Source organism: Rossellomorea vietnamensis (assembly GCF_001305855.1).
Lineage (GTDB): Bacteria > Bacillota > Bacilli > Bacillales > Bacillaceae_B > Rossellomorea > Rossellomorea vietnamensis_A.
Genome location: NZ_LIXZ01000004.1, coordinates 106,846 through 130,985, shown reverse-complemented (window position 1 = coordinate 130,985; position 24,140 = coordinate 106,846). Strand labels below are relative to the sequence as shown.

Here is a 24,140-nt window from a genome sequence, read left to right as displayed (position 1 = left end):
ACTAAATTCCTCTAAAATATTCGCAAAAAAATTTCTTGATAGACGTATATTACCCACTATCCGCTTGAACCGGGCTCTCAGGTTGAAACACAAAGAAAGAAGGCAGCATCCCAGCAGACGCTGCCTTCTTTCTCATTTCATTTTCCATACTATAAACCCAGGTCATTAGATCTATCCTCTCACTTCGCCTCTTTCACAAGTTGGAACATTTCATTATCTTTTAAGCAACGGGTTTCAGATTCATCAGCCGATAAATCATCTGTTGAAGATTCCACCATGGTTTCCACCACTTGCGTTGCTCCGATCAGCATCAGCTTTGCCGACAGGATCGTCAAAGTAAAGAAAATGACAGGGATGAAGGATATCCACGGATAAGTGGTCCATAGGAATTGCCACCAGCCGCCGAGGAGACCCGACCATTCATGGGAAAGAGAAATCAGGAACGGATTGTCAAAAAGGTCGACCTCAAATGAGGCCCCTCCTATATAAATATTCAGAACCCCAAGATGCGCAATCAACAGCATGATAATCATAAATTCCCGAATCGACACGAGCAGGATCTGCGGAAGAATAAAAGGACGAATATGATTCCTGATGTAATGACGCTTTGTTGCACCCAGCACTTTTGCACTATCAATGAACTCCTGACCCATGATCCGGTCATACTCATTCGTAAACAGCAGTGTCAGACTTGGAAGTGAAATAACGATAAGAATGACCAGGTAAAAAACGGTTTTATCGGTAAAATCATAGGGGAATCCCTCAGGATTATATAACGGCCCCTCAAGCAACATCCAATTCAATAATAAAAACGATAATAACGTCGGCGGAAAATAGTTTGCGGCATCCACAATGTGATCGATGATCCTCCTGAACGGTTTCAAGTAAAAGTGAAGCACCAGTCCAATTAAAACTGAAGGCAATACCCTGCATAACGTGATGATCAGCGCTGCCCCTATTGTATATTTAGCCCCCACGATGATAAGTAGGAAGATATTCCGGTTGAAATTGTCGGTGCCAAGAGGAGGATACTCTACCGGGGAGTATGGAGGGCTCATAAACTCTCCCCCATTTTTCATAAGATCCAGCTTCGGCACCTCATCCCCCCAACCCACATAGTAAACAAGACTTGCTCCAAACATGCCGAACAGAAATATAAACCCCACTAAAAATGCCGGATTCTTCATCAATTTTTTCAGCATCATATCACCACCTTCTGCCCGGTTTTCCGATCAACGAAGATCCTGATGAGGATGAGCAGCATAAAAACAGGCAGATAAAACATGATCAAACTGAAACAAATCACGTCCATTTGAGAGAATGAGAGGATGAAATGGGTGATGCCATAAATATTAAATAATCTCTCAAACACTATTAATGAAGATAAGAGAAAGAGAATGATCGATTTGGAATGATTCAATAAACTGAATGCGATATTCCGCAGGACATGGATGAAGAAAATTGAATGCTTGGACATTCCCCTGCTCTTGATCAAGTCTACATAGGGCTTCCCATATTCATCGCACACCAGTAAATAGATGACCCGGAACCACATGATCGTCGGTAAAATGGACAGGGTCACAATCGGTACGAGATACACTTTTTCCTGGGAGCCGACGATCGGAAACAGCAGTACCCCCGTCTCTTTCAGGATGAGGATGACGCTGTATTGAATGACAATCAAGATGAAGATATCGGGTGTGGACTCGAGAAGATTGGTCGCCCTTAGGATGAACTTCGACCAGCGGGAGGGCAGCAAATGCGTGAGGTACGCAAGGAAGATGCCCATGAGGACGGCTAAAAGAAAGGCCGACAAAAAGATCGAAACAGAATAGAAATACGGCTCCCAGAAGGACGGGAACATAGGATACGTGTTGTTCGATTCATTCGTGATGGTCATTGATTCAGAATGGACGAGGGAAATTGAAATCTCCACAATGTTGAGCATATATTGTTTCAGGCTGAGATCCACGCCTTCATTGAATAAACCGATGAGGCCAGTCAGAAGGATGATCCCCAATAGAACGAAGACAAATTTCAACACCATGGAACCGATCGATTTGAGATTCATAGATTGACCCTCCACATTCATTGGATAAAGTTACCTCTACATTACCATAATCATCCAAACATTCCCATAGAAAAAGGTGGAACCCATATGGACCCCACCATTCCTTTTTTCCTATCGATCTTTCCTTACAAGATCCGCATACGTCTCCCGCTCGATCACGACCCGGGATCCCCCGTTCTCCACAAACACAACAGCCGGTCTCGGTATCCGGTTATAATTGCTCGCCATGGAATACCCGTATGCCCCTGTACTGAACACAGCCAGGATATCACCGTAATTCGTTGGCGGCAGCATCAGGTCCCAGATGAGCATGTCACCGGACTCGCAGCATTTTCCCGCAATGCTCACAAGTTCCGTACATTCCTCATTCGGTCGGTTGGCAAGTACTGCGTGATACTTCGCCTGATACAGGGCCGGACGAATGTTGTCCGTCATCCCCCCGTCAATTGCCACATACGTCCTCACATCAGGGATGATTTTCTTAGAGCCCACTTTGTATAACGTCGTACCCGCTTCCGCCACCATGCTTCGACCCGGCTCCACCCATACTTCAGGGAGTGGGTATTCATGTTTGGCAAAATAGGTTTTCACACTATCCGTTATCCCTTTGACATAGGTCGGAATCGGCAGAGGCTTGTCTTCTTTCGTGTACCGGACACCAAATCCGCCACCAATATTCAGCACAGGCATCGTTAAGTCCAAATCAATCCGTATGCGATGCATGAAATCAGCGAGTACCATAATCGCCTGATCAAACCCTTCCTGTTCAAAAATCTGGGATCCGATATGGGAATGGAGGCCGAGCAATGAGAAGTATGGCTTTCTGATCGCAAGTCCAATCGCCGTGGCTGCCTGTCCGTTTGAAATGCTAAATCCGAATTTCGAATCCTCCTGGCCTGTCGTGATGTATTCATGGGTGTGGGCTTCCACGCCCGGAGTGACCCTGATCAGGATCTGCACGTCCTGCTCCCGCTCTTTTGCCAGGTCATGCAGCAGTTCAAGTTCGAGGAAACTGTCGACGACGAAACAGCCGATTTCAGCTTCTAGAGCCATTAGCAGCTCTTCTTCGGACTTGTTGTTCCCGTGAAAATGAATGCGGTCTGCCGGGAAACCCGCTTCCAATGCCGTATACAATTCCCCGCCGGAGACGACGTCCAGGGATAAGTTTTCCTGTTCTGCAAGTCGCACCATCTCTTTGCAAAGAAATGCCTTACTCGCATACGCCACCTGATATTTCAGGCCGCTTTCATTGAATGCAGTCCGGAACAATTTCGCATTCCCGCGGATCAGCCCCTCATCATACACCATCAGGGGAGTGCCGTATCGTTCGACCAACTCACCTGTACCCATCCCACCGATCGTTAAATCTCCTTGAACATTCACATCAACTGTACTCATATCCCTAACTCCTTTAGACTCTCTAAACAAACACAAAAAAACCGTATGAAGCAGATGCTCATACGGTTTTTCATCAAAGTTTACGGAACCAAGATGAAGACTATGTATTAACATCTCTTCAATAGTGCTCCACAACTTTTGCATTGTGACAGTCCAGCATTTCTTCAATGCTGGCCCAACAAAAAATAGAATTGGCTATTTTCTGCTTCGGCGATCTGCCTTTCCCAACTTATCCCGGAATCCATTATTCTCAAAGAAGGTACTCATCATTCTCGCGCCTCTATTATCAGAGAGTGACTGTATATTTTTATTGGCATAACTATATCATTCTCTTGAAATGGTTGTCAATGCTTTTTGTTCCCCTGGAAGGACCAGCAGTCGGACATTTTTTCGTGATTTCTTTAATACATATACAAGGAAACTACTCTAGGGGGATACTAAATGGCAAATTACCAAGAAACAGCCCGATTTGAACATGGTTTTTGGTTGCAGGTGCTTGGAGATCATGCACGGTTTATCCATGACTCTCTTGCTCCAAAAGAAAAAGAATATATCAATACTGCCAATACATTTAAAAAAGAGTGGGATCAACTGTTGGAACGCTCGAAACAGAATCCTGATATTTCTTTAAGCAGACAGGCAGAAGAGGTCAGCCTCCGTTTCAGGAAATTCAAACTTGAACTGATTAAATGTCATTTAACAGGGGATATCAGCATAGGTCTTGGACCCACATTTCTAAATCATATGGTGAATGAGCTCGAAGAATACCTCCGCGTTTTAAAATACTTGACCAAAGGCGAAAAGCCTCCCATCTTCCACGAACTCCACCATCATCTCTTGTGGCTGTTAGATGCGGCGGGACATGCCGGAGCTATCTCCGACAATATGGACCGGATAGAAAAACAAATCAAGAAGCAAAGTGATGAATTCACAACGGATTTTGAAGCTTTTTACTTAAAGGCCGTTGAAATGGCTGGGTTCCTGCGGACAGAAGTGAACCACTTCCCTGCCCTCGAACGATTCAATGATGATGTCAAACTTGAGATGAAGCTGTTTATGGGCTTTTTAGATGAGATTGAGGAAATGGAATTAAGTAAGACAGCAATCGGAACCTTCGCCGCTTTAATGGCCGATCATATGCTGAGGGAAGAATGCTATTACTTAACGAAACTCGCAGAAGCAACCAGCCAGCAAGGTCCGGCCTGTGACCCTACAAAGCCCCGTATTTAACTCTGACACCTATTTAAGAAGATCCCCAGAGTTGATTAAATTTCGGGGGTTTTCTTAATTCAGTTTTATTTTACAATACCATACTCAGGATTCTTCAATCTGCCCGTCCAGTGTAAATCATCACAAAATGGAGGACGGCTTCCGTTGATTCCATATTCATATAGCTGTGTTCTTTGTCCGCACGGAATTTGATCGAATCATACTGACAGAGCTCAAATACCTCAGCTTCCACTTTCACCTGTACCTTCCCTTCCATGACCGTCACAAATTCAGTCACGCCAGGCTGGTGGGCATCGGCACGGTATTCGCTGTTTGGTTTCAGGAAGGCACGATGGGTTTCCAATGATCCATATCCTGAAGAAGTGAACATCGGTTCAAGGGTCAGGGACTCATTAGCACTGATCACTTTGCTGCCTTCATTATTCCTGGAAATCTGTACTTCCTGCTTTTCCACGAGGAGTGCTGATAGTGGGATCGAAAGCCCATTCGCGATTTTCCAGATGATCGTCAAAGATGGATTGGCCTCCCCCCTCTCGATCTTTCCTAAGGTCAATGTACTGACGCTGGTCTTATCCGCGAGTTCCTGAAGATTGAGTCCCCGCTCATTTCGTATGTTTCTCAATGTATTTCCGACGTGCCGGGCGAGCTTTTCTGGGTCCTGCCATGTCAAACCGTCATTGTTCATCTTTCTACCTCTTTCTATCTGCAAAGTTTTGAAGTATATTATAATATATATAAAGTAAACTATAGTATATGTATTAGAAAGGAGTGCTTCCCATCAAAGAACTGGCCCTCGGTATCATTTCATCTATGTTCTTTGCCGTCACCTTCATCCTGAACCGTTCAATGGAACTTGCCGGCGGAAGCTGGATGTGGAGTTCGTCGCTGCGTTTTTTGTTCATGCTTCCTTTCCTTTTCCTTATTGTAGGTTTACGGAAGAATATAAATCAAGTGTGGATCGAAATGAGGAAGAAGCCATACGAGTGGCTGACTTGGAGCTTTGTCGGATTTGTCCTCTTTTATGGTCCTTTGACGTATGCGGCAGCATATGGACCTGGCTGGCTTGTTGCGGGCACATGGCAGTTCACGATTGTGGCAGGAATCCTGCTCGCTCCCTTGTTTTTTACATCAGGGCCTGTGAGACGGAGGCACACCATTCAAAAAAGGGCTCTCGCCATTTCCTCGATCATTTTAATCGGGGTGCTGTTCATCCAACAGGAAAATGCCAGTGGGCTGTCTCTTTCAGAAATGATCATAGGAGTCTTACCGGTGATCATCGCAGCGTTCGCTTACCCCCTCGGGAACCGTAAAATGATGGAGGTATGCGGGGGAAAGCTTGATACATTTCAAAGGGTACTCGGAATGACAATCGCAACCACTCCCTTCTGGTTGCTCCTTGGAAGCTTTGCGTTTTTCAAAGCAGGCGTCCCTTCCGCTGGTCAAGTGACACAATCCTTTATCGTGGCCATTTGCTCAGGGGTGATTGCGACTTCCCTCTTTTTCCTTGCGACGAACATGGCAAGGCATCATCCAGGCAAGCTTGCGGCAGTGGAAGCGACCCAGTCGACCCAGATCCTGTTCGTCATCATGGGGGAAGCGGCAATCCTGTCCGTTCCCCTCCCGTCTGGATTCGCCCTGATCGGCATCTTCCTGATTATCGCAGGCATGATTATTCATACCGTCAACGTGAAAAAAATGAATGCAGCTGTGGTAAAATCCGTGAAATCCGCAAGCTAAAAAGGAGGAGCATCCCACTCTTGGGATACTCCTCCTTTCCATTACTTAAATACTTGCCTTCTCATCCACTGGGTCGCAGCCCATTTATCCCCGATGACAACCGGTGCCCCGCCATGGAGCGTCAGGTCGTTCAACTCTTGATTATCATAAAAATATTCGAAGTAAACCGCCATTCCCTTTTGGGGAGAAACAGAGAGATTCAGCTTCGGGAAGTAGGTTTCCCCGCCTTCTTCTACGTCGTTCAAATACATGACGAGGGTACTGATCCGAGGATTCTTCACCGGCCTTGCCGATGCCGAGAAGAAATCGAAATGTGCCTTGTATTCCTGACCCGGTTTATAGTTCAGAATTTGAAGACCCTCCCCGTGGGCAACAGGTATATTCATAATCTGGGAGACTCGCTTTTCAACTCGTGTCACGACATCATGACTTTCTTCCAAAAATACAGAACTGCTCGTTCTAAGTCCATCGACTGCCCGGGTATTCCCGATTTTTGAGCGCTCGACACGATCTTTTGACAATTGGATGAGTTCATCACATTCTTCATGACTCAACACATTGCCAAGCACGACGATCAGGGGCTCCTCCATTTTCGCGATGATCTGGATATCCCGGTCTTCCGTCTTGATCTTATTTCCCGTATGGTGGAAAATCGTTTGTTCCTTTACAGCTAACTCAGTCGTATTCATTGCCAACTTTCATCAACCTCTTATCGTATTTTTAACATTCTGAATTCTTACATTGGTGGAAGCGTTCTTTCAATCTTCCAGACTGGGAAAAATAAATAGCAACAATAGGCATAACTGTATCTTTTATTCGGTTGTTTCCTCCTGCATGTCAAATTATGAGAGTGTATTTTTATATATTTTACACCCGGGGTCAGTGGAATTCTATCTTTATTTTTTCTTTTTTTCTCTGAAAAATAATGAAGTTGACCGGGTTTAGGATTGGCGTGGGTTCACGGGTGTCACAGAAAGGACACGTAGTCAAAACTTATCAAAAAAGACTGCCGGATCCCATCCGACAGTCCACATTTTATTTCTTTAATGCTTCATACTGAACCAATACTTCCTTCACAATCTCACTGTCCGCATCCAGTCCGCTCACTTTTTCCAAAACATATGCAGGACCGTGCTCGTTGATCATGCCCTGGATTTCCATTGCTTGCTCGTCTTCTGGATTGTCGAACAGTAACGCTGCTGCAATCGCCTTGGCGAGATATGAATAGGAAAGTACTGCTTTTTGAGCTTCTGTGGTCGGGCGGATCAAGCGGTCATCGGGACCAAGCTTCCTGATCGGCGCGCGTCCCACCCGGGTTACATCATCATTCAAATAGGCATTTTTAAAGCGTTCGATGTTTTTATCAATATAAGCCAAATGTTCTTTTTCATCCAGACCATATTGCTTCACGAGGTAGGCACCTGTCTCTTTCAATGTCTCTTTGACCTGCTCGGCAATGGCTTCGTCGGCCAATGTTTGATCGATCGTTGATTTTCCCTGAAGGTAACCAAGGTAGGCAATGACCGCATGCCCTGTGTTCACTGTGAACAGCTTCCGCTCGATGAATGGTGCAAGATCTTCAACGATCGTCATTCCTTCAACAGGGGGGATTTCTTCCGACGTTTCAACGACCCACTCGTAGTATGGTTCAACGAGGACGTCCAAAGAACCTTGATCCTGCATCGGTACAATGCGGTCCACCGCTGAATTGAAGAAGTAGACTCTGTCTTCAAGCTTTGCGACCGTTTCTTCATCAAGATTTTCTAAAATATGCTTTTTCAAAATATCCGTTGCACCGATCTGGTTTTCACATGCGATCACATATAACGGTTCATCTGAAGAGGCCACTCGCTTTGTGATCCCTTTTGCAATCAGTGGAGCGATTCTTGGCAGGATGTTCGGTCCGATGGCCGTCGTCAGGTAAGTGGAGCGGCCGATTGTGTCGATCACTTCCCCTTCCTGATGGAGATTGTTCAGGCCGGACACATTTTCGATCGTTTCCGTTTCCATCGATTCGGTTGCGAGTTTTACCTGATAGCGCCCTTCTTCATTCAGTTTATTAATTACCTGCTCGGCAATATCGACAAAGGTCACGTGGTAACCTGATTGGGAAAACAATGCTCCGATAAATCCTCTGCCTATGTTTCCTGCACCAAAATGTACGGTTTGTTTCAAGATTATCATTCCTTTATCAAATTAGTTTGTAAGTACTCCAGAAAGATTTCTTCCAGTTTCTTCAGGATGATCGCTTCGTTCGTGGACGAATAAATCATCATTGATCTATGATCTTCAATTAAGCTTGTACTGATCAGGCTGAGGATTTCCTGTTCCCGCCTGCTTAATTCTTCAGGGGCGAGCATCAGGAGAAGGCTTTTCATCTCCATCTCCGCACCATCCATCCCCTTGATTTTACAAGGTTCATCCAGATGGGCTACCTGGAAGACCAGCTTGTTTACGTTGTGATCCCGGCAATGGAAAAGGCCCATATTCGTGTTCGGGATGCCGAGTCCGCCTTTCTTCTCTCTCTCCAGCAGTTGGGCAAGGACCCTTTGAGGCTGTTGAAGAAGTCCTTCCAGTTCCGCCTGGTCCACCATTTCACTCAGGATCTTGATATGTTTTCCCGTCGACTGCTTCCGGTACACGCGGAAATTGGTAAGAATGGCTTCCATGCTGGAATGGACTTCTTTGATTTCCTGAAGGAGCATTCTCACTTCTGCTTTCCCGTCAGACTTCGGTGAAGATTTCAAGTATTTTTTCCTCGTCAGCTTCTCGACATTATTCTGCAGATAGCTTTGGATGAATCCGATGTCTTTCTCACTCAATAATGGACTCACCAGAATGTATTCCACTTCCGTAAAAGGAAGTCTGACTGTGGAAATGACGATGTCGTAATCCTCGAGGTCAGCATTCTGAAAGTCCTTGATCGACAGGATTTCCACCTTATTGATCATGCTCAGTTCCCGCTGGATGCGGCTCGCGAGCATCTTGGACGTACCGATTCCTGTCGGACATACGACCACTGCTTGGATGTTGACCTTTTCTTCATTCATCAGCATGGCCGATCCGAAATGAAGGACGATAAACGCCACTTCATCATCCGGAAACGAGATATCCTTAAACTCCATTTCAAGACTCTTTTTCACCGCTAGAAATAAGACCGGATACTTCTTCTTGATCTCATCCGTCAGGGGATTGAACAGGTCCAGTTCCTGCTGCAGACGGAAGATGGACGGTCCCATATGGGCAAGGAGTCCCTGAAACAGGGAAAAATCATCGGCCAGATCCACGTGGAGGTCCGCCGACACATCCTTGATGATATTTTTGATGAGATGCCCTAGAAGGATGCTGTCATAGTAAACGACTTCGGGATCCTGCACCTTTGATCCTTTCAAAATCACCGTCAAGAATTGGACGTCCAGATGATTTATTGAAACCGAAAGCCGCTGTTTCAGTTCCCGGCATATCGTCTCCATCAACCGGAACTCACCTGATGTCCCTTCTTCAGATGGTTCCCCTTCCTGGAATCCGAAGCCCTTTTCCGTCCGCTGTATTGTCAGGCAGATATGCACGACAAGACCGATATAATCACTGTCCGTCAATGTGATCTGCCCGTCTGCCAAATGATGATTCACTACTTTGTCGACGGCGAGTAAATAGTCGGTTTTAAAATAGCCGAGAACAGGTTCATCAAGATGATGACCCTTTTGCATCCCATACAGAGTCTCGATGATGTCTTCATAAAAATGGACGAGGAAAAAACTTGCCAGGGCATGACGCTTGTCGGCTTCTTCCGCCATAAGCTCCACCCCCACACCCCGTTTTTTCGTCAGGGTGATCCCATACTTCTGAAGCCAATCGGCAAGCTCATCCAGATAAGTAGATAAGGTCGTCACGCTGATTCCAAGCTGACTCGCAAGCACCTGCTTTTTAAAAGAAGGGCCTTCATGCAGAAGGATGATCAGGAGATTCAGTTTTCGTTCCTCAGGGGTTTCGTCGGTCGGATTCACATCCGCAAGATTTTGAATTAAACGATAGATGTGCTCATTCTTCCCGTCGATGAACAGACCTTCATTGGCCGTCCTCTTCAATTCCAGGTGGTACTGTTTTAAAATGCTTTCGATTGATTTCAAATTTCGCTGTACGGTTCTTCCGCTCACATTCAAAAACGCAGAAAGAGAGTACACGGTATGTTTTCCAGATGTTTTTACTATCAATTCAATAATGGATTTTTCCCTTAATGTAATAAACATACTTTCCCCTCTTTCCCTATCCTGAGCTTTTTTCAAAACAAATGAGAACAGAAAGGCAGGAATCCCGCCTTTCTGAATGATAGTTCTAGTTGCTGTTGATGATGTCCTTCAGTTCTTTGGCTGACTTCGCCTGTACCATCTGGTCGACGTTTTCCTGCTCGGAGCAGACAACCGCGATACCTGAAAGGATCTCAAGATGCGTTCCGTCCTTACCGGCGATACCGAAGATCATCTTCGCCTTCTCACCGTTGAATTCCACGCCTTCCGGCACTTGAACGACGGTGAATCCGGATTTGATGACGGCTTTCTTCGCGTCTTCCGTACCGTGTGGAATGGCTACATTATTACCCATATACGTAGATGTGATTCCTTCTCGGTCAATCATAGCATCTACGTAACTTTCTTCCACGTATCCTGCTTTAACGAGAGCTTCTCCAGCGAATCGGATCGCTTCTTCTTTCGTGGCAAATGACTGATTCATGAAGATATTCTCTTCAAGGAGAAGATCATCGTCGTGATCTGCATTCGGTTCAGCGTTAACCGCTTCCTCTCCTGCTTCTTCCACAACTTCTGCCTGTTCATCCGTGATCCCGTCTTGAAGACTCGCGATCAGCTTGTCGTATTCCGGACTGGATAAGAAGTTATCCACGGAAATATGATAGGCATTTGGAAGCTTGTTTTTCGCACGAGGTGTCAATTCTTCCTGAGTGATGACCACCTGTGCGTCTGATGGCAGATTACTGATGGATGTGTTCGTCACGCTGACATCCAGATTTGCCGCCTTCACTTTCTTACGTAGAAGGGAAGCACCCATGGCACTCGAACCCATACCTGCATCACAGGCAAAGACGATTTTGTTTACTTCTTCAGGCAGTGTTCCCTTGCTCACATGACCGGCAACGGAACTCTTCTTCCCTTTCATTTCCTGCATTTTCTTTGTTGCACCTTCAATATCATCGTCTGTCGCCTTACTTGATTTCAAGATGATGGCAGACACGATGAAGGAAACAGCTGTTGCTACAAGGATCGCTGCATAGTTTGCCAGATACGCCATTCCTTCAGGAGGAGTAACCGCTGTAATTGCGATGATACTTCCTGGTGATGCCGGTGATACCAGTCCGCCGCCCAATAATACAAGAGTGAAGACCCCACTCATTCCACCTAAGATGACAGAAATGAATAGTTTAGGCTTCATTAATACGTATGGGAAGTAAATCTCATGAATCCCACCAAGGAAGTGAATGATGGCTGCCCCTGGAGCCGATTGTTTCGCTGTTCCTCTTCCAAATAACATAAAGGCAAGGAGTACTCCGAAACCTGGTCCCGGGTTCGCTTCTAATAAGAATAGAATCGATTTTCCACCTTGTTGAACCTGCTCCAACCCGATTGGTGACAGGACACCGTGGTTAATTGCATTATTTAAAAATAGAATCTTCGCTGGTTCGATCAGGATACTGGTTAATGGAAGCAGGCCTGCTGCAACCAGCCAGTCAACCCCTTCAACGAGTAAACTTGTGAATGCGTCCACTGCAGGTCCGACACCCAAGAACGCAAGAATCGCAAGGATTCCCCCAAGGATACCAGCAGAGAAGTTATTCACGAGCATTTCAAACCCTGCCCTGATCTTCCCTTCGATCAATCCGTCAAACTTCTTGATCACATATGCTCCGAGCGGCCCCATAACCATGGCCCCTAAGAACATCGGTGTATCCGGTGCTCCGACAATGACACCCATTGTCGCGATCGCACCAACGACCCCACCACGCTGGTCGTGTACGAGTTTACCCCCTGTATACCCGATCAATAACGGTAACAGATACGTAACCATCGGCCCGACCAATTTGGCAAGGCTTTCATTTGGAAAGAACCCAGTTGGTATGAACAACGCTGTAATTAAACCCCACGCGATAAATGCACCGATATTCGGCAGAACCATAGAACTGAGGAAGTTACCAAACTTTTGTACCGCAACTTTCATATTGGATTGCGCCACTTCTCTCATCCTTTCATATATAGATAATGATTTCTTATTTTAATGATAGGCCTTACAGCATGGTGGATTCAAGAATGATGAAAACTAACTTTGTCACCCTGGTGACGACAAACCTATTGTTTCTCTGATTGTGGAAGATATTCCGGTGGTGTTGGAACAAGTAAAAAGGGAACAGTATGGCACTGTTCCCTTCAAGCGTTTAATCCAGCTTCACCTTCACCTGATCGTCCAGGTATTTGGTGGTTGTGTAGCCGTCTATGACAAGCTCGGTCGGCATGACGTCTTCCGCTCCGCCTTCGTTGTAAAAATCAATGGTTTGTTCTGTTTCAAAATAGCGGGGCTGTTCTATTTTCTCAAACTCAAAGGAACCAGGCTCATACTTCTTGCCATCCTTATCCATTAATATGCCATCACCGCCACTTACACCCAATGAGTATTGTTCCTCTTCATCCTTGGTACTGTAATATAAATAGTTCACACTATCATAAATCCGATCTTTCGAGAGAGCGTGGGTAAGGGTCACTTGTGTCGGGCTGCCGATTTTGATGTCATCTATGGTGATCGTGTTGCCGAGATACTCAATAGTATCTGGCAATCCTTCATTTACATCGAGTTCGATGATTTTTTGATCCTTCACATATAGATGAGCCGATCCAAAGCGGATGGTCACATTCTTAGGGTCATCAAAATAGAGAGTGTCAAAGGCCGTTTTAAAGGAATTCCATCCCTCATTATCCGAAGCCCCCCCGTACATCATGCCTCCGAATTGATCCGCCTTCCACTTTTTATCTTCCGATTCAATCGCCTCAAAGGTCATCATGTCAATCCGCCCGTTCTTTTCACGCTCCTGAAAGCTATATTCAAGAACTGTTGCGGTCGGGGCAATCGTCATTTGATCTAACCTGACCGGTATACCGGCAACTTCCATTTTCTTATCCAGCTTATGAACACGGGAAGGCTTCTTTTCGAATGGGATATCGAAACTCCAGCCCCCTTCAGCAAATCTCATTTCCCCGCCACCAAATTCACCCGTTGCAGGATCATCGGGTAATTGCATAAGTCTTGCAATCTGTAGTTTAATCGTTCCCTCGTCCACTGAAACCGGAAGGAGACTAATGGTCCCCCTATAGACATTTTTCTTATAATTATGTAGGGTTTCTTGATCACGTGGAGGAGAATAGAACCCGGATTGCTGGTCCCTCTTCATGACATCATATTCATTCTCGATGGTGACTCCTTCATAGGGGTTCATCATATAACGATTTTCTCCCTTGAGGTCTTCCACTTCATAAAAAACCAGCGTCTGCACGTCATCCGCGACAACACTCCGGATTGTGATCTTCACTCCGTCACTTTCCGCTTCCAGATCCATCCGTTCACCTAGATCGTGCTGGAGTATCGCTCGCAGTTGTTCATCGCCTTCCGTATAAGAATAGTAAAGATGTGAAAATCCGCCTGTGATAAATCCTGTAACGATCAGGAGTACAAACACCCCCGCAAAGGAAAGCAGGATCGATTTCCGCTTCTTTCTCCGCTTCTTTCTCTCTGCTTCCCTTTGATCGAGCCTGATTCTGACTCTCTCCATGACATCTGCCGGGAGATGAGCCTCTTCTGCCAATTCGGTAAGAGCAAGGGTCACTTCCTGAAACGAAGCGAGGTCCTCCTGACAATCTCTGCAATGATAGATATGTATTTCAAAATCCACCTTTTCCGGTCGATCCATCGTTCTTCCTAAGTAATCCAGATAATGCTTCTGATAATCGTGGCAGCCTTCAACTTCAGGGCCGTTCCCCATCGATTCACGAAGCTTCCTTATGCCACTGAATAACCGGGATTTCACTTCATCAAGCGGGATATCAAGTATACGGGCGGCCTCATCCTGGTCGCACCCTTTCAGATAGACTAATGCCACCGCTTCTTTATCAGCTGATCCGAGGTGGTGAAATGCGTGAAAGGGATCATCATCTGAACTGAAAGATGGTTGTTCCGATAGCTTTTGACATTCCTCCAGAAAAATTCTTGTAGCTGAATGAGCCTTCTTCCTTTTACGAGCCTCATCATGCAGACGGATAATCGATCGGTAAAAAAGATCCTCCATATCCTGATGGTGAATGTAAACCCGAGCCAATGCATAGAACGAATGCTTCTCCTTTTCGAACCGGGCAATGATCGATTCCAATTCCTTTTCAAAATCCCCGCTGACCGGTACGTTACCGGTTTCCAATTTCGCCATGGCTTTCTTCCCTCCTTCCAATTTCCTACTAATAATTATTTCAAAATTCCCAATACTTCACAATCCTTTTCTTAAAAATTGCTTCAGTGATCTGTTATTTTCCATGGATCATACAAAAAGAAGGTTTGGATCGTCTTGGATCCAAACCTTCTTCTTCCTATTATAATCGATCGATTTCACCCAACTGGGATTGCATATCCAGCTTCACCATCTCTTGTGCTTTAGAAAAGGTAAACACTTCATTCGATACCCAGTGATTATACAGTTTAGCCAGGGCATTCCGGTGATAGACCGTGCCTTTCACCTCTGTAAAGAAATAGATGATCAACAGGTTGGTCACGTCGGCTGGTAGGTTCTTCTTACGTTCTATGCCCTTCAACGAAAGGATATCTAATCCTCTTAATGGACTGCCGATCACGGTTTCTGCCATTTGAAAATGATCAGCAGTCTGACATAGTGCCACGAGATCCGGATTCAATTCTTCAAATTTCAAGTGAATTCCCCTTTTATATATTACATAGATAGTGCACGAAAGATCGTTACACTTCAAGTCTTCTTAAATTATAAGATTAACTACTATGTAGTATAACAGATAAACGTTACAGGGAAACACTTCAAATTGTTAATTTTTACTCAACCAAAACTCCATGACCGTTTCATTTGTGGATGGATAGATCAGCCTCTTCACCTGGCGCTCAGTCAGATAGCACTCGGTGACCCAATCAGGAAGGTGGACATTCTTCTCCTTCCAAAGACGGGTTCGCTCCAAGGCATCCTCCACGCTCATCTTCACCCAACTATCGGTCATTACATTCCCTCCATCGCCGGATTCATATTCCAGCAATGGGTGAAGAGAACGGTTGTAGTATGGGGTGCCGTCACCGACATGGCTTATGTTCCTCACCCAAATGTTGCTTTCCCTTGGAAGGAAACCGATCGTCCTCGTACCTGACGTTTGCATGGCATTCTCCTCCAAATAGCATAAACAACCGTACCAATCACGGTCTTCCTCTTTCGGAGAGATTATTTCTGTCGTGAAGATCGCTTGGCCGGTATGAAACAAATTATGTACAACACGGTTGAGGAAAACCGGATCCTTCTCCATTTGTTTTGAAGGTGCTCCACTTGTGAATCCATTGCGGTGGAAACGGATCATCTTGACGAATTGCATGGTACCCCCTCCTTCTAAGGTGAATTATATTCAAGGGCATACCTTACCAAATTCACTCTATAATGGAGGTAATTCCCTATATAGATTGATTCCAAACAAAGTATGAGGAAATTACATAAAAAAAAGAGCGTTCATGTAAACGCCCGTTATCTTTCAATCTGCTATTTCTGTTCATTCAAAGCACGTTCAAGAGTCGACGTGACCGAAATATCTTCAAATGAAATGCCCAACTGAATCGCTGTTTGGGCAATTTCCGGACGGATTCCGGAAATGGTACTCTTCACCCCGATCAAATTCAGGCTGTCGATGATCTGGAATAACTGGTGGGCTACCATGGTATCCACCATAATGACACCGGAAAGGTCGATGAATAGGTGCTCGACATTCTTGTTCACACATTCTGCCAGAGTGTGCTCGAGGATGTACCTCGCTCTTCCTGTATCGATGTCGCCGATCAAAGGAAGGACACCGGTCTTCTTATTTAATAATATAACGGGGGAGCTGAGTTCCCGAATCATTTCCTGTTGTGCCTTCAAGCGTCTCTGGGAATATTCGTAATTTCCTTCTGCAAATTTGGAGATGACGATGCTGAACGTTTTAATGATCATCTCTCTGAAATCATCGATTCTCCCAGACGGAAACTCATCACCATGCTGACGGACAAATTCCTGTAAAATCCCTAAATACTGATCCTGTGTTCGAAAGAATTCCCGAATGATATAGTGTGTAGGAGTGGATAAGTGTTCATCATCCTTCGCAATTTCTTCAATCCAACGTTCAAAGTTACACAGTGCATCCTGCCCAACATCCTTAAATAAAACACAAAAACGTTCATGAAATTCATGATTTTGCCGCTTTAACGTCTGAATCACTTGGGGATCCGTTGAGGCATAAACGCCTGAAGAATCACTTTTATCAAGGGACGCATACCAATCCTCTGTCAGCTGCCATGTACGTGCATTTATAAATTCGTAAAACTTTTCCGCTACCTTCATAATCGACCTGCTTTCTATAAGACAAGGGAATGTGATCATTTCTTCCTTCGGTCCGTTGCGAAGCGATATTCTACATATGCTTATAAAAATAATGTACTATGGGCGAGCCATAAAGGAAAGAAAAAGTTTATCCTAACTTTCTTGCAGGACACATTGCCTTTCATAAGGCGATAGACATGAGTTTTTAGGAATCAACTGACAGGAACAGATGACCTTTTACATTTTTTCTCAGAAGTCAGCCGTAATCCTTTGACGTCCATTGAAGAAGAGATTTACCATTTAACGTGACCCCGTAAAAGGGATCACTATAGCTAAAAGATAAAATCCATTACATGGTGAGCGCTCACCACGAATGAACTTTAAGAAAGAAGGCGTATGGAATATGTGTGGAATTGCAGGCTGGATTGACTGGTCAAGAGACCTTACCAATGAGGGACGGACACTGAAAAACATGACCGATGCCATTGAACACCGGGGACCGGATGCAGAAGGGAGCTGGCTCCGGGGTCATGCTGCACTCGGGCACAGGAGACTGATCGTCATCGACCCCGATGGCGGGAGACAGCCCATGCTCTATCAGAGTGAAGAAAAAACGATAGCATTAACCTATAATGGGGAGCTCTATAACTATCTGGAACTGCGAAATGAACTGATCGAGAAGAATCACCGATTTACGACAAACTCAGATACAGAGGTGCTGCTCCATGCCTATTTGGAGTGGGACGTGGATTGCGTCTATCATTTCAACGGCATCTTCGCTTTCGGGATCTGGGATGAGCGAAAAGAAAGACTTATGCTCGGCCGCGACCATTTAGGGGTCAAGCCATTATTTTATACCATTAAGGACGATGAGATCTTGTTCGGTTCTGAAATCAAAGCACTCCTTGCACACCCGGATGTTCAGGCTGAAATCGATACGGAAGGTTTATCCGAAGTATTCGGCCTTGGTCCGATGAAGACACCGGGGAAAGCCATTTTCAAAAATATATATGAAGTTCGTGCCGGCCATTACATGACCCTCACCAATAAGGATCGAAACACCGTACAATACTGGAAGCTTGAAAGCAAAGAACATACCGATGATATAGAAACAACGGTCAGGACGATTCGAGGACTGCTCGAGGATACGGTCAAACGACAGTTACTTGCAGATAAGCCACTCGTGTCCATGCTATCAGGCGGACTGGACTCAAGTGGACTGACGGCCATCGCCGGGAAAGAATTCAACAAGGAAAACAAAACACTTCCGACGTATTCCATTGATTTCGTGAACAATGAAGAAAGCTTCAAGGAAGATTTCCTAAGACGGGACCTTGATGAGCCGTGGGTGAAACGTGTATCCGAGCATGTCGGTACGGATCACACTTCCATCGTCTTTGACGCGGAAAAACTCGTGGACAATCTCCTCACTCCCATGAAGGCACGAGACTTGCCGGGAGTCGGGGAAATCGAGACATCCCTTTACTTATTGTTCAAAGAAATGAAAAAGGATGCGACAGTAGCATTATCAGGAGAATCCGCCGATGAAGTGTTCTCGGGCTACCCTTGGTTCCATCAACAGGAATTTCTTGATGCGGATGTCTTCCCATGGCTCCTGAATATCGGGGGGATTGCCGGTGTTCTGAAGGGAGATTTGAAGGAGAAATTGAATATTCCTGACTATCAAAAGAAGCGCTATCAGGAAGCACTCGCAGAGCTCCCTGAACTAAAAGGCGAAAGTGACGTTGAAGCGAAGCAAAGGCGGATGTCGTATATGTTCATCACCCGCTTCCTTCCCTTTATGCTCGACCGGAAAGACCGGGCAAGCATGATGACGGGCTTCGAGGTGCGCGTACCATTCTGCGATTACCGCCTTGTTGAATACCTGTGGAATATCCCGTTCGAGATGAAGAATATTGATGACATCGAGAAGGGAATCCTTCGCCGTGCGTTTGAAGGATATCTCCCTGATGATGTGCGAAATAGACGGAAGAGTGCGTATCCAAGTACGAAGGATGACGCGTATCTTGAAGGCGTACAGAAATGGATGATTTCGATAGTGGATGATCCGGCGTCCCCGATTTTAGAATTGATTGATGTTGAGACGGTCAGAACCATTGCAGAAGGAAATAGTCATCTTCCTGATTCGAGTGCAAAGGGATTACTTGATTACTTGATTCAAGTGAATGGCTGGTTGGAAGAGTACGAAATCAAGATAGCCATATAGAAACTGGACGAGGGAGATTCCCCTCGTCTTTTTTATGTACCCTTAAAGAGTGGTCCCTTCTTAGTCGAATCTTACAATTATTTATCAATTTCCGGGGAAATAGTTGTAGAAGTCTGTAAAATCATTGTCTAACGGATGGCCAGCAAGACTAATTGAAGCTTACCCCCATATATTTTATCTTGCCTACCTCCTCTCTAAATGGAATAATATACCTATAACTGAGTGTATTTCCAAGGAGGAATGACCTATCCGCACTGCAACCGAAGTCGAACATTATTTCCACACTTCTGAAATCAGCACCTTCACCATTAATGAAAACGAAGACACACTCGTATTCAGCACGAATCTCAACGGGACCTTTAATCTTTGGGCCGTGGATCTACCCCATCTGTTCCCTTATCCGTTAACGACCATCAACCAGAATAGCAACCTCATTCATATCCATCAGAATCAAATCATCGCTACATTTGAGAAGGATGGAGATGAAAATCAGCAATTGCATCATCTGCCCTTATCAGGAGGTACCCCTATCCCCTTCCATGAAGAGGAATCCGGTTCCACTTGCTATCACGCCTTCTTTACAGATCAGGAAATGTACTACTCTACCAATCACGAAAACCCATTGTTGAATATTTATAAAACCGAATTACAAACGGGTCATACCACCCTTATCCAGCAAGGTGATAAAGCTCCGATCGTTGTGGCCGCCGCTTCTTCCGACGGTTCTTATGTCTATACAGAAACGTACTCCAACACCCATACCACTGCCTTTTACCAAACTAGTGATAGGAAAGTGCCCCTGGTACCGGATGTTAACACCGTTCACACGATCAAGGATATTTACTTGACCAGGGATACTATTTATTTCACAACGAACTATGGAAAAGAATTTTCATACCTTGCTTCTTTTAATCTTTCAACCTATGAATTCCACTCTCTGTTTGCATTAGATAAAGAAGAAATCACTTCGATTCAGTTCCATCAACAATCGAATAAAATCTTCCTGACAGCGGAAAAAGGCGTAAGGGATCATCTATATGTCTATGGATTGTCGACGGGTGAGGGAGAGAGAGTCGATACTCCCTGCGATGTCATCAAAAAAATAAAAGTCACCAAGAATGGAAACCTCTTTGCGCTTGGAATTTCTGCTGACAAAACGGATACCATTTACAAAAGGGAAACGAACGGCTGCTGGGCACAAGTGACGAATACCAAAGTACTTGGCGTACCTGAAGGAAACATGATTAAACCGGATATCGTCCACTACGAAAGCCATGATGGACTGGAAATTGAAGCCCTGCTGTACAAATCTGAGAAACCGAATGGGGTCACCATCCTCTGGCCGCATGGTGGACCCCAGAAAGCAGAACGCATGGTATACAGACCTGTGATTCAGTACCTCGTCCATAGCGGCTATACCCTTTTCGCCCCCAACTTCCGGGGCAGTAAATGCTACGGGGCTACATTCGAGAAGATGGTGGAACAGAATTGGGGGGACGGACCTCGACACGACTGTGTGGCTGGAATGGAATGGCTAATACAAGAGGGGTTTGCTGAAAAGGGCAAGATCGTGGCGATGGGCGGAAGCTATGGCGGTTATATGAGTCTGCTTCTCGCCGGACGACATCCTGAATATTTCTGTGGGATTGTCGACATATTCGGCATATCGAATCTATTAACCTTCCTGAAAAATGTTCCAGCCAGCTGGAGAACCCTTATGGATCAAATGGTGGGAAATCCTGAAACAGACTATGAAAAGCTTGTAAAAGACTCTCCTATCACCTATATCGACCATATGGATTCTCCGATGTTCATCATCCACGGGAAGAACGATCCGAGGGTGAAGACGGAGGAGTCGGAGCGCATTGTAGATGAATTAAAAAACAAAGGGATCGCTGTTGAGTATCTCTTGTTTGATGATGAAGGTCATGGTTTTTCTAAGAAGAAGAATGAAATGCGGGCTAACAAAGAAATTCGCAGATTTTTGGATGGGTTGGTGAAGGCAGATCATGAGTGTCGCCTTCGACGATAAAGAGGTTTTTAAAATGAGTAATATTGGTCATTGCATGTTTCTAAGAGATCCGGCTCAGTAAATGCCAGATTTCATTTTTCAAATTTCCCTTGCTCTGAAACCCGTTTCATACTTTATATTGAAGTAGAAGGTGAGAAATCACATTCAGTATGATTGGCGTAACGCCTGTATGGCGGCGTGACAATCTTATCCTAAAGTGTTCATATCTTATGGACACTTTTTTCATGTCCCTTTTGCGTAATCCTTTCTGATATGGAATAATGATTACGATTTGGATGAACTATTTTCGAGGAGCTGGAGGATGAAACATGTTAGCCATAAAAAAATATAAGACACTGCTACTATCAGTCTTCCTGGCAGTCTGTGTTTTCGCCTCGTTATACTTCGTCACCCACAATCAAGGTCTATATGACCGCCCAATTGCGGAAGTGACAAGCTCAAAGATAGTAGACACGACAAATATGGAAGATACGACAGGGAATAAAGACCGGGTATACATACAGAAAATGAAAGCTATCTTGAAAAATGGGAAACACAAAGGGGAAACGATCCTCTTAACCAATAAGTATTCCATGTCTGGGGCCAACGATCAGCGTTATGAACCCGGGAAAGAATTATTTGTTTCAATCGATGATACTAAAAAAGATAACATCCTGACTGGAAACATCGAGGATGCTAAGCGGGATTTATACCTAATGATTATCACCTGGGCTTTTATCCTCTTCTTATTGATAGTAGGAAAAAAACAGGGACTGTTCTCATTGATCACGCTTGCCGTCAACGCAGTGATTCTCTCTTATGCATTGGATGTCTACCTGAATTCGGAGAAGGTTGGCCTGCTGCTTGCGTGCAGCGTTGGGGTCATTGCCTTCACCCTTGTTTCCCTCTTATTCGTGAATGGATTTAATGAGAAGACTTATGCAGCGGTGGTGGCAACTCTGATCGGAACGTTCATGACGCTCCTTATCAGCTATGTTGTCATCCGTTTCACCGCTGGGGATGGACTCCGGTATGAGGAAATGCAGTACCTCACCCGCCCTTATCAACTTGTATTCATGGCGGGCATACTCGTCGGATGCCTGGGAGCGGTGATGGATGTTGCCATCACCTTATCGGCCTCGATCTTCGGACTTTTCGAAAAAAATCCGGACATTTCGACTAAAGCACTGATAACGTCAGGCTTTGATATTGGAAAGGATATCATGGGAACGATGACCAACATCCTGTTCTTCGTCTATATCAGCGGGGCGATTCCCATGCTCATCCTTTATTTCAAGAATGCATCGCCCCTCGCGTTCACCCTTTCCATGAATCTTTCACTGGAAATGACCAGGGCTCTTACAGGAGGGATCGGCATTGTCCTTGCCATCCCGATTGGCATTTATACGGCTATATTCTTTGTTAATAGAAAGCGGGTGAAATCATGACGGTTCAAGTATGGCTTGCCATCATTCTATTCGCTCTGATGGTCGCAGTCGGCGGTAAAAAAGGAGCAAGATCCTTTGTGGCCTTATTCTTAAATACAGGTGTGCTCCTTCTAACCATCATCATGATGAATGATCCGGATATGAATCCGATCATCCTGACGTTGATTGCATGCGTCCTGATCAGCTGCATTTCCCTGTTTTATATTAGTGAAATCAACATCAAGACCGTCACAGCTTTCATTTCTACGATCGTGACGACATGCGCCTTGATCTTCTTCATTTTGGAGTTGACCGATGCCGCTATGATACAGGGTTTCAGTGAGGATGAAACCGAGGAAATCGGTGCCTTTTCCCTGTATGTAGGAGTGGACTTCGTGAAAATCGGAGCTTCGATGATCATTATGAGTACCATCGGAGCGATCATTGATGTAACCATTGCCATTTCATCTCCTATGCAGGAAATGGCTTACCACAATCCGACGATCAGCAGAAAAGACTTATTCAGATCCGGTATCAGCATTGGAAGGGATATTCTCGGGACAAGCGCCAATACATTGTTCTTCGCCTTCTTCGGTGGGTATATGGGACTCCTGATCTGGTTCAAGGATCTATCGTATTCCCTCGGGGACATCGTCAACTCCAAAGTGTTCACCTCTGAAATGATCTTCATCGGCTCAGCTGGACTCGGAGTTGCCCTTGCCATCCCGGTCACCTCTGCCATCACAGCTTATTATCTGGTGAAGGCACGACAGAGGGACAACTACCAATTTCCTGTCCCGGATGAATCTCAGGCAGATAACTAAAAATAACCGGAATTTCTTAAAGTAGGGAGAATGGGAATACGCACGGAAACTCTCGCGGGACATGAGGATGAATTTCATTGGTTTTGGTGAGGTTGAGGAATGTAACAGCGGCGTGTTTGATTATGAAGCAACGAAGAAGACGTTTAAGAATCCTTTGAAGTCTTTGCTATTTTTTGATAAATAGGATGATGAAAACCCCGATTCCATAAAGGAGTCGGGGATTTCTATTTAATTCATTTCATTTTCGTATCTCTTGATTTTCATTTGGATTTTCTCCAGATTGGCTTGCATGTCCCTTATTTGCTGTTGGACCTTTTGTTCCTGTTCAAGCATCATCTCCATCCGTTCAGGCAGGGTTTGTTCCCCGTCCATCGTCCACTGGACAAATTCCTTGATCTTTTTGATTGGCATACCCGTGTTTTTCAGACAGAGGATCATCTCGAGGAACTTAAGGGAACCTTCATCGAAAGTCCGATCGCCATTTTCCGTCCGGTTAATAAACGGTAACAGCCCTTGACGATCGTAGTAATGCAGTTGTGAAATCGTCATATTGTTCATCTTGGCAACTTGCCCGATTGAATAGTCCATTCTTTA

19 protein-coding genes and 1 riboswitch are annotated in these 24,140 nt (G+C 45.1%); of the genes, 6 read left to right on the top strand and 13 right to left on the bottom strand.

Annotation, left to right across the window (positions count from 1 at the left end; all coding sequences use genetic code 11):
• Positions 1-179: 179 nt before the first annotated feature.
• The 3 genes from AM506_RS06940 to lysA form a co-directional block, all read right to left on the bottom strand.
• Entirely contained in the window at positions 180-1,202 is a 1,023-nt protein-coding gene (locus AM506_RS06940; protein WP_235576059.1) for an ABC transporter permease subunit, read from the bottom strand.
• Positions 1,202-2,071 carry an ABC transporter permease subunit gene (locus AM506_RS06935; protein ID WP_235576058.1) on the bottom strand — a complete coding sequence of 290 codons (870 nt, stop codon included), beginning with the start codon at positions 2,069-2,071 and terminating at the stop codon, positions 1,202-1,204. Before AM506_RS06935 ends, AM506_RS06940 begins: the two co-directional genes overlap by 1 nt.
• A 111-nt stretch (positions 2,072-2,182) precedes the next feature.
• The gene (gene lysA, locus AM506_RS06930; protein ID WP_060671759.1) at positions 2,183-3,469 is read right to left on the bottom strand and encodes a diaminopimelate decarboxylase; all 1,287 of its coding nucleotides are present in this window, start codon (positions 3,467-3,469) and stop codon (positions 2,183-2,185) included.
• 114 nt (positions 3,470-3,583) lie between these two features.
• A riboswitch (Lysine riboswitch) is annotated at positions 3,584-3,760 on the bottom strand.
• 150 nt (positions 3,761-3,910) lie between these two features.
• Here lysA and AM506_RS06925 point away from each other — a divergent pair.
• Positions 3,911-4,699, top strand: coding sequence for a DUF2935 domain-containing protein (locus tag AM506_RS06925; protein ID WP_060671758.1), 789 nt, complete (start codon positions 3,911-3,913; stop codon positions 4,697-4,699).
• 94 nt (positions 4,700-4,793) lie between these two features.
• Here the strand turns inward: AM506_RS06925 and AM506_RS06920 are convergent, their stop codons facing one another.
• A complete protein-coding gene (locus AM506_RS06920) occupies positions 4,794-5,384 on the bottom strand; it encodes a helix-turn-helix domain-containing protein (protein WP_060671757.1) in 591 nt (196 codons plus the stop codon).
• A gap of 92 nt (positions 5,385-5,476) precedes the next feature.
• On the opposite strand from AM506_RS06920, the gene AM506_RS06915 reads away from it, so the two are divergent.
• Positions 5,477-6,436 (top strand): DMT family transporter, encoded by a 960-nt coding sequence (locus AM506_RS06915; RefSeq protein ID WP_060671860.1) that lies wholly within the window; start codon positions 5,477-5,479, stop codon positions 6,434-6,436.
• Between the two features lie 41 nt (positions 6,437-6,477).
• Here the strand turns inward: AM506_RS06915 and AM506_RS06910 are convergent, their stop codons facing one another.
• From AM506_RS06910 to AM506_RS06875, 8 genes are all read right to left on the bottom strand, one after another.
• Positions 6,478-7,125: a 2OG-Fe(II) oxygenase gene (locus tag AM506_RS06910; protein WP_082386267.1), complete on the bottom strand. Its 648-nt coding sequence runs from the start codon at positions 7,123-7,125 to the stop codon at positions 6,478-6,480.
• Positions 7,126-7,471: 346 nt separating this feature from the next.
• A complete protein-coding gene (locus tag AM506_RS06905; protein WP_060671859.1) occupies positions 7,472-8,611 on the bottom strand; it encodes a mannitol-1-phosphate 5-dehydrogenase in 1,140 nt (379 codons plus the stop codon).
• Positions 8,612-8,616: 5 nt separating this feature from the next.
• Entirely contained in the window at positions 8,617-10,686 is a 2,070-nt protein-coding gene (locus AM506_RS06900) for a BglG family transcription antiterminator (RefSeq protein WP_060671755.1), read from the bottom strand.
• A gap of 85 nt (positions 10,687-10,771) precedes the next feature.
• Positions 10,772-12,679, bottom strand: a complete 1,908-nt coding sequence (locus tag AM506_RS06895) for a PTS mannitol transporter subunit IICBA (protein WP_060671754.1) — start codon at positions 12,677-12,679, stop codon at positions 10,772-10,774.
• A 199-nt stretch (positions 12,680-12,878) separates the two neighbouring features.
• Positions 12,879-14,912: a DUF4179 domain-containing protein gene (locus AM506_RS06890; RefSeq protein ID WP_060671753.1), complete on the bottom strand. Its 2,034-nt coding sequence runs from the start codon at positions 14,910-14,912 to the stop codon at positions 12,879-12,881.
• Between the two features lie 160 nt (positions 14,913-15,072).
• Complete coding sequence (locus tag AM506_RS06885) at positions 15,073-15,405, bottom strand: hypothetical protein (RefSeq protein ID WP_060671752.1); 333 nt, start codon at positions 15,403-15,405, stop codon at positions 15,073-15,075.
• A gap of 129 nt (positions 15,406-15,534) precedes the next feature.
• Positions 15,535-16,083: a hypothetical protein gene (locus tag AM506_RS06880; protein ID WP_060671751.1), complete on the bottom strand. Its 549-nt coding sequence runs from the start codon at positions 16,081-16,083 to the stop codon at positions 15,535-15,537.
• A gap of 161 nt (positions 16,084-16,244) precedes the next feature.
• The gene (locus AM506_RS06875) at positions 16,245-17,078 is read right to left on the bottom strand and encodes an STAS domain-containing protein (protein ID WP_060671750.1); all 834 of its coding nucleotides are present in this window, start codon (positions 17,076-17,078) and stop codon (positions 16,245-16,247) included.
• Positions 17,079-17,460: 382 nt separating this feature from the next.
• On the opposite strand from AM506_RS06875, the gene asnB reads away from it, so the two are divergent.
• From asnB to AM506_RS06855, 4 genes are all read left to right on the top strand, one after another.
• Positions 17,461-19,284, top strand: coding sequence for an asparagine synthase (glutamine-hydrolyzing) (asnB, locus tag AM506_RS06870; RefSeq protein ID WP_060671749.1), 1,824 nt, complete (start codon positions 17,461-17,463; stop codon positions 19,282-19,284).
• A gap of 373 nt (positions 19,285-19,657) precedes the next feature.
• Positions 19,658-21,316: an alpha/beta hydrolase family protein gene (locus AM506_RS06865; protein ID WP_060671748.1), complete on the top strand. Its 1,659-nt coding sequence runs from the start codon at positions 19,658-19,660 to the stop codon at positions 21,314-21,316.
• A 308-nt stretch (positions 21,317-21,624) separates the two neighbouring features.
• Positions 21,625-22,743 carry a YibE/F family protein gene (locus tag AM506_RS06860; protein ID WP_060671747.1) on the top strand — a complete coding sequence of 373 codons (1,119 nt, stop codon included), beginning with the start codon at positions 21,625-21,627 and terminating at the stop codon, positions 22,741-22,743.
• The gene (locus AM506_RS06855; RefSeq protein ID WP_060671746.1) at positions 22,740-23,546 is read left to right on the top strand and encodes a YibE/F family protein; all 807 of its coding nucleotides are present in this window, start codon (positions 22,740-22,742) and stop codon (positions 23,544-23,546) included. The genes AM506_RS06860 and AM506_RS06855 overlap by 4 nt, the downstream gene beginning before the upstream one ends.
• 228 nt (positions 23,547-23,774) lie before the next feature.
• Here AM506_RS06855 and AM506_RS06850 read toward each other — a convergent pair whose 3' ends face one another.
• Positions 23,775-24,134, bottom strand: a complete 360-nt coding sequence (locus AM506_RS06850) for a MerR family transcriptional regulator (protein WP_060671745.1) — start codon at positions 24,132-24,134, stop codon at positions 23,775-23,777.
• Positions 24,135-24,140 lie beyond the last annotated feature (6 nt).

Bases quoted from the DNA above. Each gene is read 5' to 3' on its own strand.
- AM506_RS06940 (WP_235576059.1), bottom strand. From the start codon at position 1,202: ATGCTGAAAAAATTGATGAAGAATCCGGCATTTTTAGTGGGGTTTATA.
- AM506_RS06935 (WP_235576058.1), bottom strand. From the start codon at position 2,071: ATGAATCTCAAATCGATCGGTTCCATGGTGTTGAAATTTGTCTTCGTT.
- lysA (WP_060671759.1), bottom strand. From the start codon at position 3,469: ATGAGTACAGTTGATGTGAATGTTCAAGGAGATTTAACGATCGGTGGG.
- AM506_RS06925 (WP_060671758.1), top strand. From the start codon at position 3,911: ATGGCAAATTACCAAGAAACAGCCCGATTTGAACATGGTTTTTGGTTG.
- AM506_RS06920 (WP_060671757.1), bottom strand. From the start codon at position 5,384: ATGAACAATGACGGTTTGACATGGCAGGACCCAGAAAAGCTCGCCCGG.
- AM506_RS06910 (WP_082386267.1), bottom strand. From the start codon at position 7,125: ATGAATACGACTGAGTTAGCTGTAAAGGAACAAACGATTTTCCACCAT.
- AM506_RS06900 (WP_060671755.1), bottom strand. From the start codon at position 10,686: ATGTTTATTACATTAAGGGAAAAATCCATTATTGAATTGATAGTAAAA.
- AM506_RS06890 (WP_060671753.1), bottom strand. From the start codon at position 14,912: ATGGCGAAATTGGAAACCGGTAACGTACCGGTCAGCGGGGATTTTGAA.
- AM506_RS06880 (WP_060671751.1), bottom strand. From the start codon at position 16,083: ATGCAATTCGTCAAGATGATCCGTTTCCACCGCAATGGATTCACAAGT.
- AM506_RS06875 (WP_060671750.1), bottom strand. From the start codon at position 17,078: ATGAAGGTAGCGGAAAAGTTTTACGAATTTATAAATGCACGTACATGG.
- asnB (WP_060671749.1), top strand. From the start codon at position 17,461: ATGTGTGGAATTGCAGGCTGGATTGACTGGTCAAGAGACCTTACCAAT.
- AM506_RS06860 (WP_060671747.1), top strand. From the start codon at position 21,625: ATGTTAGCCATAAAAAAATATAAGACACTGCTACTATCAGTCTTCCTG.
- AM506_RS06855 (WP_060671746.1), top strand. From the start codon at position 22,740: ATGACGGTTCAAGTATGGCTTGCCATCATTCTATTCGCTCTGATGGTC.
- AM506_RS06850 (WP_060671745.1), bottom strand. From the start codon at position 24,134: ATGGACTATTCAATCGGGCAAGTTGCCAAGATGAACAATATGACGATT.